This window comes from Gordonia sp. OPL2 (assembly GCF_003797825.1).
Classification (GTDB): domain Bacteria; phylum Actinomycetota; class Actinomycetes; order Mycobacteriales; family Mycobacteriaceae; genus Gordonia.
Window position 1 is genome coordinate 83078 of the sequence record NZ_RKME01000004.1, and the last position, 12956, is coordinate 96033.

The window sequence follows — 12956 nt, forward strand, 5'->3', positions numbered from 1 at the left end:
GTTCGAGGAACGAGATGAGCCCGAGGACATGAGCGAAGAGCCGATCGAGCACGAACCGGTACTGGGACCGCCGAAGAGCCTGGCGTCCGGCCTGATCAAGGCGGTACGTCCACGTCAGTGGGTGAAGAACGTCCTCGTTCTCGCCGCGCCCCTGGCCGCGGGCAATGTCACCGACGGTGATGTGCTGTGGCGGGCCGGCGTCGCCTTCGTCGCGTTCTGCCTCGTCGCGTCGAGCATCTATCTCGTCAACGACGCCCGTGACGTCGAATCCGATCGCAACCATCCGACGAAGCGTTTCCGGCCGATCGCCGCGGGCGTGGTGCCGGTGTCACTGGCCTACATCCTCGCCGTCGTGCTGGCGGTGGGTTCTCTCGCGATCTCGTTCCTCGCGAATTGGCAGACCGCTGTCGTCATCGCCATCTACCTGGCGATCCAGCTCGGCTACTGCTTCGGCTGGAAGAACCAGCCAGTCATCGACATCTGCATCGTGTCGTCGGGCTTCCTGTTGCGTGCGATCGCCGGTGGTGTCGCCGCCGAGATCGTGTTGTCGCAGTGGTTCCTGCTGGTCATGGCCTTCGGCTCGCTGTTCATGGCCGCCGGCAAGCGGTACGCCGAGCTGCAGCTCGCCGAGCGCACCGGCGCGAAGATCCGCAAGGCGCTGCAGTACTACACGACCAGTTACCTGCGTTTCGTGTGGACGCTCGCCGCGACCGCGGTCGTCATCTTCTACGGACTGTGGGCGTTCGACAAGAACTCCGACCACGACACGAATGTCGCCTACTCCATCTCGATGGTCCCGTTCACCATCGCCATCCTGCGCTACGCCGTGGACATCGACGGCGGACAGGCCGGTGAGCCGGAGGAGATCGCACTCGGCGACCGCGTCCTGCAGTTGCTCGCCGTCGCCTGGTTAGTATGCGTGGGTGTCGCGGTCTATGCAGTCAACTGAGCTCGAGCACACCGAGACCTCCAGCGACAGCAGCCCGACCGATCCCGAACGCACCACGACCGGAGTGCGCGCGTGGGGGCCGCGTCAATGGGTCCCCACGATCAGCTTCCTGGTGGGTGCCGTCGCCGTCACCACGTTCTTCACGATCGGTGCGTGGCAACGTCGCTGGATCGCCGACGACGGCCTGATCGTCCTGCGCACTCTGCGTAATCTCTTCGCCGGCAACGGACCCGTGTTCAATGCGGGTGAGCGGGTCGAGGCCAACACGTCGACCGCGTGGACCTATCTGCTCTGGTTCTGGGCCTGGATCACCGACGGGCAGCTCGAGTACGTCGCCCTCTGGGTGGCGCTGGTGTTGTCGGTGTCGGCGATCCCCATCGCCATGTACGGCACCGCGCGCCTCTACCGGACCCGCCTCGGCGGCATCGGTGGCGACGGATTCACCCTGCTGCTGCCGTTCGGCGCCATCATCTACATCTCGCTGCCGCCGGCCCGCGACTTCGCGACGAGCGGTCTGGAGAACGGGCTCTGCATCTTCTGGGCTGCCGTCCTGTGGTGTCAGCTGGTCGCGTGGAGTCGTCGTCGAGGATCGGGCGACACGGGATGGCAACGCACCGCGACCCTGCTGCTGGCGTTCACCGCTGGTCTCGCGCCCCTGGTGCGTCCTGAGCTCACCGTGCTCGGCGGCCTCGCGATGCTGCTCATCCTGCTGGCGCCGGCGACGTGGCTCATGCGCGTCGGCATGGTCGTCGTCGCGGCGGTGCTGCCGGTCGGCTATCAGATCTTCCGGATGGGCTACTACGCCCTGCTCGTGCCCAACCCGGCCGTGGCCAAGGACGCGAGCGGATCGAAGTGGCATCAAGGCCTCGTCTATCTCGGCAACCTGTTCGGTCCGTACCTCTTGATCTTGCCGGTCGTTCTCGCCGTCGTCGCGGGCGTGCTCATCGTCGTCGGTCTGCGGTTGCGGCGGGCGAACAGTGCGAACACCGAATCGACCGAGCCGCGCGACACGTCGTGGCGCGCCCGTGTCTCACGGTGGTCGGCCGGGCTGCAGAGCCCGACTGCCGTCGTCGTGACGGTGTTCGTCGCCGGCCTGATCGGCGGCACCTACTGGGTGCGGCAAGGTGGCGACTTCATGCACGGCCGCGTGCTGCTCGTCCCGCTGTTCATCCTGCTGTTGCCGTTGATGATCCTGCCGGTCACGGTCCCCGCGCACATCCGTGCCGCGTTCCGGCGCGGCGGGGCAGCGTCCGCCGCTGTCGGCGAGTCCCGCGCCGCAGCGACCCGGACCGCTGCCGGCGCCGACGCGACCGGCACCGACGCGACCGCCACCGATGACGTCGAGACCGACAAGTTCCCGGCCGGCAAGTCGCCGGCGGCCGCGGAGGCGGAGTCGTCTGAGTCGAAGGCCGCCGAGCCATCGAGCCCCGAGTCGTCGGACCCCGAGCCATCGGAGCCCGAGCCGTCCGATCCTGACCGCCGGCGCACGACCCGTCTGCAACTCGCCGGCTCGGTCGTCATGGCCGCCATGTGGGTCACCACCGTCGTTTGGGCAGTCGTCTGCCATCAGAACGTGCTGCCGAACGCGGGTATCGACATCGGCCGCAGCGGGATCGTCGACGAACGGCGCTTCTATGTGACGAACATGGGCAACGAGAACCCGGTCACCGCGGAGGACTACCTCGACTACCCGCGCATGCGGGCGATGGTCGAGTGGATCGACAAGTACCGGGCCGAGGGCGGTGTCGTGCTGCCGTCGTTCAACTACGACGAGTGGTACATCGCGAAGCTGCCCGGCAATGTGCCGCCGGAGAAGCGCAAGCTGAGCGTCTACTTCCTCAATCTCGGCATGACGAGCATGAATGCGCCGCTCGACGTCCGCGTGATCGACCAGATGGGACTCGCATATCCGCTCGCCGCGCACACCGAGCGGCTCGAGGACGGTCGCATCGGGCACGACAAGGTCCTGCCGTCGGAGTGGGTCGTCGCGGAATCGGGTGCCTTCGGCCGCAAGCCCGTCCTGCCGGGCTACCTCGACGAGGACACGGTCCGCGAGGCGGAGGTGGCACTGACCTGTCCGGAGACCGAAGCGCGGTTCCGTTCCTACGAGGACCCCTGGGACTTCACTCGGTTCAAGCACAACCTCCGGCAGTCGTTCACGTTCAATCAGTACCGGATCGAACGGGACCCCGAATACGAGATCCAGCGGTGCGGGCTGCAGATGCCGCCCCGGATCAACCCACGCTGATTCAACGCTCTCTGAGAGCGCCCTGAGCGCAGGGTTTGCGCCGGATTGTCTCGAATCGGTAACGTTCGGCGGGTCCTGGTCGATAGACCAGCGTGACCAGGACACACCGACGTCGAGTCCGTGCCATGCATGATCACAGGTTGTCGTCAGATTCGTGTGAGTGCAATCACAGGGTTTGTCAGCACTAGGGGGATGCAATAGGCTCCCACAACGGTGCTCCGGTGGCCGAATAGAGGCTGCTGGAAGCGTATTCACGCTTCGCCGGGCGCCTGTTCGGGGAGGGCCGGCGGCCGGGTGTCGCAGAACGAACCGGGATGGTGCGGGGGAGGAATCCCCTGTTCGATCCGGGTGACAGAGGGAGATATCAGTCGATGCGCGAAGCTTCTGCCAAGCCGCGAGTGGCCGGTCGGGCGCGTAACCGATTCATCGCCGTCATCGTCGCGATGGCGACAGTGATCGGGCTGGCCGGCGTGGTCGTCGGGGCCGGACAGGCGAACGCTCGGATCGGCGGCACCCAGGTGGGGCTGCAGCAGTTCTACGTGAACGGCTGCGGCATGCCGAACGTGAAGGTCCGTGCGTGGAAGCGCCCGGGTAACTACAAGACGGTCATCCTGCTCGACGGCATGCGTGCCCAGTACGACTACAGCGGCTGGGAGATCAACAGCAACGTCCAGGAGATGGTCCGGTCCGGCGTCAACGTCGTCGAGCCGATCGGCGGACCCGCCAGCTTCTACACCGACTGGGATGCCCCGTCGAACTTCAACGGCCAGAAGTACACGTACAAGTGGAACTGCGTCATCACCAACACCCTGGTGCGCGCACTCGACGCCCGCGGCTTCCGCGTCGGCGCGAGCCGCAAGTATGCCGTCGCAGGCCTGTCGATGGGCGGCAACGCCGCGCTGGTGATCGGCGCGCAGAACCGCCGCAACTTCGACCGTGCGGCCTCGCTGTCGGGCTACAACTTCCTGAACGCGCCGGGCATGCGCACCGCGCTGCGTCTGGCCATGTTCGACGTCGACCCGAAGCCGTGGAACATCGACGCGATGTGGGGCCCGCCGTGGAGCCCGCGCTGGTTCTCCAACGACCCGTTCATGAACATCAACCGCATGCACGGCATGAAGATCTTCATCGGTTCGGGCAACGGCCTGTTCGGTCAGTACAACGCACTGCCCAACGTGTTCGACGACCTCTTCAAGGGATCGACGCTCGAGGTCCTGGCGTTCACGCAGGCAAAGGCCTTCGAGGCGGCCGCGTTCGTGCAGGGTGTCCCGCTCATGACCTACTACGCCAACGGCACCCACGCCTGGGGCTACTGGCAGGACATGCTGTGGAACGCCAAGAACCGAGGCTTCTTCCGCTGATGCCGTCGGCCGGGGGATCTCCGGCCGAGCAACATCAGTAACACAAATCCCACGCGTAACAGCGTGGCGCACGCAAAACAGAACGCCCTACGTGTAAACAACACGTAGGGCGTTCTGTTGTCTGTGGGGTTGGTGTGACTTCTGGGGAAAGAGTTACACGCTCACCTGGCCGAACGCCACGTTGCTCAGGTGGTGTGAAGGAGTCCCGAGGGTGAACTGGCGAGTGGTTGGGCGTCGCGAGACGCAATCTGTCCGAGCGATGGCGGGTGCCGTGGGCGTTGCCGCGGCCGTACTCGTCGTCGCGGCACCGGTCGTCCCCGCCGGTGCCGTGCCCGCACCGGCGCCGGCCGCGCCCGCCCCAGGGCCCGCAGCGCCCGCCCCGGGGCCCGCGGCCCCGCAGCCCGCGGCGCCACCACCGGCGGCACCCGCGCCCGCGCCGCTCGCGGCGTCGAGCCAGCCGGCCCGGGTCACGAACACGTTCTGGTACACCGATCGCCGTGTCGCGCTGTGGGTGTACTCCCCGGCCATGGACAAGAACATCCAGGTCCAGGTCCTGCTGGCCCGGGACTGGTGGTCCAAGCCGAAGGACAAGTTCCCGCAACTGCTCACCCTCGACGGCCTGCGCGCCCAGGAGGATCAGAGCGGTTGGATCATCAACACCAACATCGAGGACTTCTACAAGGACAAGAACGTCAATGTCGTCCTGCCGATCGGTGGTGAGTCCAGCTTCTACACCGACTGGAAGGAACCGGACAAGAGCAAGCTCTACCGGTGGGAGACCTTCCTGATGAAGGAACTGCCGCCGATCCTCGAGGGCGAGTGGCGCTCCACCGACGTGCGTGGCGTCCAGGGTCTGTCGATGGGCGGTTCGGCCGCGATGATGCTGGCCTCACGGAACCCCGGGTGGTTCAAGTACGCGGCGTCGTTCTCCGGCATCCTGCAGATGACCTCGTACGGCATGCCGCAGGCCATCCAGTTCGCGCTGCGCGACGGCGGTGGCTACGACTCGATGAACATGTTCGGACCGCCCAGCGATCCGGCGTGGAAGGAGCACGATCCCTACGTGCTCGCCGACAAGCTCCGTGGCACGAGTCTCTACATCTCTTCCGGCAACGGGCTCGTCGGACCGCACGACAAACCGTCCGACATCCCGATGCTCGCCACCAACTACTCCGGGGTCGGACTCGAGGTACTCAGCCGAGTGACGTCGCAGCAGTTCGCGATCAAGCTCAACCAGCTGGGAATCCCGGGACAGGCCGTCTACCGGCCGTCGGGTACGCACACGTGGCCGTACTGGCAGTTCGAACTGCAGCAATCGTGGCCGCAGGCGGCCGGCGCACTCGGCCTCCTCAACGACCGTCCCGCGTGCCGCGTCACCGGCGCCTTCAAGAAGCTGTACGACGCCAACAAGTCGACGCTCGGCGAGTGCCTGACACCCGTCTACGGGGTGCCCGGCGGCAAGGCGCAGGACTTCCGCGGAGGCCGCATCATCACCGGGCCGAAGGGTCCGAAGATCATCGGCGGCGGTATCGGTGGCGCCTACGTCTCGGCCGGCGGGCCCGGCGGGAAGCTCGGTCTGCCGACGAGCAGCGAGATGCCGACCCGGGACGGGAAGGGCCGCGTCAACACCTTCGAACACGGCCGCATCGTGTGGACCGCCAAGGACGGCGCCCGCGTCACCAAGTAGGTGACGCGGTGCGTCGCCCGGAGCGGCCCGCAGTCTGAGTACGAGGGAACACGAGTGCTGAGACTTCGCTGAGGAATCCCGGTGTTTTCGCAGGTCGCGCGGGTCGCGCGGCGGGAAGTGTCCTCGTGAGCGGGTAGCCTGACGCAAGGCGGGTCGCCACGTTGGCGGCGGACGCAGCAGGTGTGAGAGCCGGGATGACGAGGAGTTCGAGATCATCGTCCCGGCGCGACGAGGAAGTGACGATGACCAGTAAGTTTCTGCAACTCGCGATGGTCGCGGTGGGGGCCGCGCTGACGCTGGGTTCGGTGTCGGCCTGTGCCGACGACTCGACGGCCACGGCACCGATCACCAGCAACCCTGTCACGACCACATCCATGTACTCGACCCAGCCGAGCGCGGCGAGCGACACCACGAGCACCACCAGCGCGGCCCCGTCGGGTCAGCCCGACGATCAGCAGTCGGCCGCAGCCGGATCGCAGTTGCCGGCGACCGCGCCGAATCCGAACACGAACGTGCCGCAGAACTTCCCGGGTCCCAACGGGCAGAAGGTCGGTCAGAAGGGCCAGGCCTACCTGGCCGCCCTCAAGGCGCAGAAGGTGACTTTCATGGGTGACGCCGACAACTCGGTCGCGCTCACCATGGCCGAATACGTGTGCAGCGAGCGTCGCAAGGGCACCGATCCGGTCACCGTCAAGGCGTTCGTGACAGCGTCGGTGGGCCCGGGCACCAAGACCGTCGCCGAGGCGAACTCCAAGGCCGACAAGGTGATCAAGGCCGCTGACGAGCATTACTGCTGACGGTGGGCGCACGTAAGGCGACGCCGCGCCGCAAGCGCAGGCTGCCGAAACTCCTTCTGTTCTTCGGCCTGTTGGCCGTCATCGCGATCATCCTGATCATCATCCTGGTGATCGTGCTGATCCAGCCGGGTCCGCCTCGGATTCCGGGCGGTCCCGGGCCGTCGACGTCGGAACCGCGCGAGCGGCCGGACGCTCAGTCGGCGGATTGCCCCGACGTGCTGACAGTGGTGATCCCCGGTACCTGGGAGTCGTCGGCCGACGACGACCCGTACAACCCGTCGGCCAATCCGCGATCGCTGATGTTGCGGGTGTCGAGCGCCATCGACGAACAGTTCCCGACCTCGCGCACGAGCGTCTACACCGTGCCCTACATCGCGCAGTTCCGGAACCCGACGAATCTCGCCGACCGGCAGGTCGACTACAACGTCTCGCGCACACAGGGTTACAAGCGCGCGGCCGGAAAGATCATCGACACCAACCAGAAGTGTCCGCTGACCCGTTACGTGATCATGGGCTTCTCGCAGGGCGCCGTCATCGCCGGCGATCTCGCGAGCAACATCGGTAACGGACGCGGCGTGCTCGACGCGGCGGATCAGGATCTGGTGCTCGGGGTCGGACTGATCGCCGACGGCCGCCGCCAACCGGGTGAGCAGAACGACATCACCCCGTCGCCGCCGGGTGTCGGCGCGGAGATCGCGTTGTCGGGGATGAGCAGTCTGGTGCCCGGGATCACCATGACCGGCCCACGGACCGGTGGGTTCGGCGAACTGCAGGACCGGGTCCAATCCATCTGTGCCCCCGGCGATCTCATCTGTGATTCGCCGACCGTCACCAACCCGCTGGGTGCTGTCCGTCAGTTGGCCGGTGCGATCAACAACCCGGTCCATGCCATGTACGCGACACCGCGATACTGGTCGCACGACGGCACGACGGCCACGCAATGGATGTACGGCTGGGCGAGCGACGTCATCGCCGAGGCCCCGCGGCCGAAACACAACTGAGTGTTCAGGCGCTCACGACCGTGGCATGCCGACAGATGACGTCGAACGTATCGCTGATCGATACGTTCGACGTCATCTGTGGTCTCGCCCGGTGACTGTAACTCGTCGGCGAGATCAACTGATCGTTGTCAGGACTCTGCGCCGGGGGCCGGAATGCCCTGGCTGCGTGGGAAAGACGCCTCGTCGGCGCTGACGAGGCCGAACGAGACGAGCGGTCGAGGATAGACGGCGTCACCGAGATAGGCGGCCGAGACGGCCATGCGATTGGCACCGCGCGGCAATGCCAACAGATGATAGGCGCGCGTGACCAGCTTGGCCGGGTACCCGGAGAGGTGCACGCCCACTGGGTTGGCGACCGCGAAGCGCGGACCGAGATCGACGACGAGGCCGAGGTCGTTGTGTTTGTAGTTCTTCCGTGTGCCGACGCCGATGCTCGCGAGGACGTTGCGCGCCACCACTTTTCCCTGTCGGACGGCGTGCTGGGCCGTCGGTGGGGTGATCGCGTCGTCCTTGGTGAGATCCGGGACCGCAGCGGCATCGCCGGCCGCGAACACATCCGGGTGACCGGGCACGGACAGGTCGGCCCCGACGGTCAACCGCCCCTTCTCCGTCGGCAGTCCGAGCTCCTGGATCAGCGGGCTCGCGGTCACACCTGCGGCCCACGCGACCGTCCGCGTCTCCACAGTGGTGCCGTCGCTCAGCTCGGCGGATTCCGCGGTGAGCCGGTCGATGGTGGTGCCCAGCCGGACGTCGATGCCTCGGCCACGCAACACCTCGAGCACGCGGTCGCCCAGCTTCTCGCCGACCTCGGGCATCACGCGGTCGGCCATGTCGAGCAGGACGAACCGCACGTCGTCGGGATCGGTTCCGCGGTGACGGGCGACCTCGTCGGCGAGCGCGCGCAACTGCGCGGTCAGTTCGGTGCCCGCATACGACGCACCGACGACGACGAAGGTGCGCCGCGCCCGGGCGACGGCGGGATCGGGTTCGCGTGACGCCAGCTCGAGCTGTTCGAGCATCTGATCGCGGAGGTAGAGGGCTTCGGTCGCCGTCTTCAGCCCGCGGGCGTGCTCCGCGAGCCCGGGGATGTCGAAGAGGCGCGTCACCGAACCGGGTGTGAGGACGAGGCGGTCCCACTCCACCGTCTCCTCGGCATCCTCGCGATTGCGGATACGCAGGGTGTGGCGGTCGAGATCCACCGAGTCGACGCGGCCGGCGATCAGTTCGGCACCGGGCAGGCTCTCCGCGAGCGGGATCGCGACGAAGCGCGCATCGAGGAGCCCGCCGGCGACGTCGGGGAGCAGTGGCGTGTACAGCATGAAGTCGTCCGGGGAGATGAGCGTCACCCGGATCGGCTGGTCGGTGGACCGGTGCTGATGACGAAGCAGTCGGCGTGCGGTCTCGAAACCGGCGAAGCCCGCGCCCACCACCACGATTCGCGTGGCGCGATCCGGTGCGGCTGCGGGGGTTTCTGTCATCGGTGCCACGCTCTCCTGCGTTGTCGGCGTCGTCAAAGGTCCTCGTGTCCGTACCCGCTGCGGACCGGATGAAACCCGGATTGGGTCGATGGTCCCAGATGTGGTGTTGTCGATGCGCGCGATCGGATGCCATCGAATTGTTTGGTGGTGCCCTGACCCTGCATTACCGTGATTGGGCGATCGGGACACCGATACATGCGACCGCGCAGATGCGCGCCATGACACGCGCACGACGACACGCGCCTTACGCGCATGAGGAGTACTGAATGAGCGACACCGGGAACCTGCGCAAGTTCCGGTTCGGTGCCGGCGGTGAGGGGAACAAGGACGAGGGGGGCGCGCGCAAGTTCGTGAAGCTCGCCCAGACCGCCGAGGAGTACGGCTACGACACGTTCGCCGTCCCCGACCACCTGGGCAACCAGGTCGGTCCCATCGCAGCGCTCGGCGCGCTGACCCAGGCGACCGACACCATCCGCCTGGCCACGTCCGTCCTGGCCAACGGGTGGCGGCACCCGGCACTCCTGGCCAAGGAGGCCACCACCATCGATGTGCTGTCCAAGGGACGCCTCGAACTGGGGATCGGCGCCGGCTGGATGAAGGAGGAGTTCGACAAGGCCGGCATCGAGTTCGAGTCGCCCGGTGTGCGGATCCGTCGCCTCGACGAGGCTCTCACCGTCCTCGACGGCCTGATGCGTGGCGAGACCGTCGACTTCTCCGGCGAGTTCTACGAGATCAACGGACTCGAGGGCAGCCCGCGGCCGCGACAGGGCCCGCGTCCGCCGATCGCCGTCGGCGGTGGCGGTCCCAAGATGCTCGCGCTGGCCGCCAAGCACGCCGACATCATCTCGGTCGCACCCAGCACGACACGCGACGGAAAGATGCGACTCTCGGACATGACGATCGAGAAGACCGCCGAGCGGGTGGACCGCGTGCGGGAGGCCGCCGGCGACCGGTTCGCCGACATCGAGCTCAACTGGACCATTGCGGTGATCGTGATCACCGACGACCGCGAGGCAACCGCCGAGATGGCGCTGAAGGCGCTGGAACAGGGCTATCCGCCCAACATCGCGCATGACACCGAGTTCACCGTCGACGACGTGCTGCACTCGCCGTACATCGCGATCGGCACGTTCGACGAGATCGCCGATCAGCTGCGCGAGGTCCGCCGACGGACCTCCATGTCCTATGTCGGCGTCTTCCCGACGCAGATGGACGCATTCGCCCCGGTCATCCAGCTTCTCAAGGGGGAGTAGGATTGCCGACGGCCTGAATGCAAACGACGAGGTGAACGGACATCGGGCGCCGTGTGCACGGGGCATTGGCCCGGTGTGCGTGGTGGCGAAGATCGAGTTGTCGATCGTGAGCATTTCGAGCAGATAACAGTTTGGACTACCGTGACCGCGGTAGTACTAGAGGGCGTGGATGGCGCAGGTCGGCGGCACGATGGGGGAGTGCCTGCCGCTCGGCGGGAGAATGCCGACTTCCACGTGGGGGCCACAGGAGCATTGGATGTTGAACACAGAATTCGAGCAGTTTCTCGATGAGAACGGACAGCTGCACTTCACCGATGACGCGACGCTCGTCGACTATGTCGAGCGCAACGTGCGGGAAGAGGCGGACACCCTCGCCTACCGTTTCATCGACTACAGCCGCGAGCGCGACGGCGAACCCCAGGATCTGACCTGGGCGGAGTTCGGCAAGCGCCTGCGGGCGGTGGCCGCTCGTCTCCAGCAGGTGACGAAGCCCGGTGACCGGGTCGCCATCCTGGCGCCGCAATCGCTCGAATACGTGATCGGCTTCTTCGCCGCGCTCTACGCCAGCAACATCGCGGTCCCGCTCTTCTCTCCCGACGAGCCCGGCCACACCGATCGTCTGACCGCTGTGCTCGACGACTGCAAGCCCACCGCGATCCTCACGTCCACCAAGTCGGCAGAGGCCGTCCGCGACTTCTTCAAGCCGCTGCCCGCCAAGGAGCGCCCGCGCGTCATCGCGGTCGACGCGGTCCCCGACTCCGTCGGCTCGAGCTGGGTCGCGCCGGTCGCCGGCAAGGACCACAACAAGGACACCGTCGCCTACCTGCAGTACACCTCCGGCTCGACCCGCGTGCCCGCCGGCGTCGAGATCACCTACGAGGCCGTCGCCGCAAACGTGCTGCAGATCTACGACACCATCGAGATCGACCGCAACGCGCGCGGCGTCACCTGGCTGCCGATGTTCCACGACATGGGTCTGCTGACGGTCATCCTGCCGGCGCTCGGCGGCCGCTACATCACGATCATGAGCCCGCAGGCGTTCGTCCGCCGACCGGGACGCTGGATCAAGGAGCTCGCCGCCGCCAGCGACGGCGCGGAGACCTACGCCGCCGCCCCCAACTTCGCCTTCGAGCACGCCGCCGTGCGCGGATTGCCGAAGGAGGGCGAGAACCTCGACCTGTCGAACGTCATCGGCCTCATCAACGGCTCCGAGCCGGTCACCGTCAGCTCGATGAAGAAGTTCAACGACGCCTTCGCGCCGTACGGACTGCCGAAGACCGCCATCAAGCCCTGCTACGGCATGGCCGAGGCCACCCTCTTCGTCTCCGCCACGCAGCGTGAGAACGAGGCCAAGATCATCTACGTCGACCGCGACGAGCTCAATGCGGGCCAGTTCAAGATCGTCGACCAGCATGCGCCGAACGCTGTCGCGCAGGTTTCCTGCGGCCAGGTCGCGGTCAGCCAGTGGGCCACGATCGTCGACCCGGAGACCGCCACCGAGCAGGCCGACGGCCATGTCGGCGAGATCTGGTTGCACGGGCTCAACATCGGTGCCGGCTACTGGAACAAGCCGGGGGAGACCGAGGAGACCTTCGCGAACGCGCTGACCCATCCTCTCGCCGAGGGCAGCCACTCGGAGGGCGCACCCGCCGACGCGACCTGGATGCGCACCGGCGACTACGGCGTCTGGCTCGACGGCGAGCTCTACATCACCGGCCGCGTCAAGGACCTGGTGATCGTCGACGGCCGCAACCATTACCCGCAGGATCTCGAATACAGTGCGCAGGAAGCCAGTTCGAGCCTGCGCCCGGGCTTCGTCGCCGCGTTCTCGGTGCCGTCGAACCAACTGCCGCCGGTCGTGTTCGAGCAGTCGACGAGCGGGCTGAAGTTCGACGCCGACGACGCGTCGGAGCAGCTGGTCATCGTCGCCGAGCGAGGACCGGGCAAGAAGACGGACCCGCAGGAGATCGCCGACACCGTCCGCGCGGCCATCGCCGCACGTCACGGCGTGATGGCCCGCGACATCCTGCTCGTCCCGGCCGGGTCGATCCCCCGTACATCGAGCGGCAAGATCGCCCGGCGTGCCACCCGCACCGCCTATGTCGACGGCAGCCTGCGCGGCGGCTACAAGCAGACCGCGTTCCCGGACGCCGAATAGTCACCGATCAGTAGTCTGGAAGCG

9 protein-coding genes are annotated in these 12956 nt (G+C 66.8%); 8 read left to right on the top strand and 1 reads right to left on the bottom strand.

The genetic code is table 11. The features are described 5' to 3' along the window. Positions 1-28 precede the first annotated feature (28 nt). The 6 genes from EEB19_RS06150 to EEB19_RS06175 all read left to right on the top strand — a co-directional run bounded on the left by EEB19_RS06150 (position 29) and on the right by EEB19_RS06175 (position 8043). Positions 29-949, top strand: coding sequence for a decaprenyl-phosphate phosphoribosyltransferase (locus tag EEB19_RS06150; RefSeq protein ID WP_187584217.1), 921 nt, complete (start codon positions 29-31; stop codon positions 947-949). Then, positions 936-3197: a flagellar motor control protein ZomB gene (gene zomB / locus EEB19_RS06155; RefSeq protein ID WP_187584219.1), complete on the top strand. Its 2262-nt coding sequence runs from the start codon at positions 936-938 to the stop codon at positions 3195-3197. Before EEB19_RS06150 ends, zomB begins: the two co-directional genes overlap by 14 nt. A gap of 371 nt (positions 3198-3568) precedes the next feature. After that, complete coding sequence (locus EEB19_RS06160; protein ID WP_187584221.1) at positions 3569-4558, top strand: alpha/beta hydrolase family protein; 990 nt, start codon at positions 3569-3571, stop codon at positions 4556-4558. Between the two features lie 259 nt (positions 4559-4817). Continuing rightward, positions 4818-6245, top strand: a complete 1428-nt coding sequence (locus EEB19_RS06165) for an alpha/beta hydrolase-fold protein (protein ID WP_187584223.1) — start codon at positions 4818-4820, stop codon at positions 6243-6245. Positions 6246-6487: 242 nt separating this feature from the next. Next, positions 6488-7042: a DUF732 domain-containing protein gene (locus EEB19_RS06170; protein WP_187584225.1), complete on the top strand. Its 555-nt coding sequence runs from the start codon at positions 6488-6490 to the stop codon at positions 7040-7042. Positions 7043-7044: 2 nt separating this feature from the next. Then, entirely contained in the window at positions 7045-8043 is a 999-nt protein-coding gene (locus tag EEB19_RS06175; RefSeq protein WP_187584227.1) for a cutinase family protein, read from the top strand. Between the two features lie 128 nt (positions 8044-8171). Here EEB19_RS06175 and EEB19_RS06180 read toward each other — a convergent pair whose 3' ends face one another. Beyond that, entirely contained in the window at positions 8172-9521 is a 1350-nt protein-coding gene (locus EEB19_RS06180) for an NAD(P)/FAD-dependent oxidoreductase (protein ID WP_187584229.1), read from the bottom strand. Between the two features lie 266 nt (positions 9522-9787). Here EEB19_RS06180 and EEB19_RS06185 point away from each other — a divergent pair, with 266 nt between their 5' ends. After that, a complete protein-coding gene (locus tag EEB19_RS06185) occupies positions 9788-10774 on the top strand; it encodes an LLM class F420-dependent oxidoreductase (RefSeq protein WP_187584231.1) in 987 nt (328 codons plus the stop codon). A 256-nt stretch (positions 10775-11030) separates the two neighbouring features. After that, entirely contained in the window at positions 11031-12932 is a 1902-nt protein-coding gene (gene fadD32, locus EEB19_RS06190) for a long-chain-fatty-acid--AMP ligase FadD32 (RefSeq protein WP_187584233.1), read from the top strand. Positions 12933-12956: the final 24 nt, after the last annotated feature.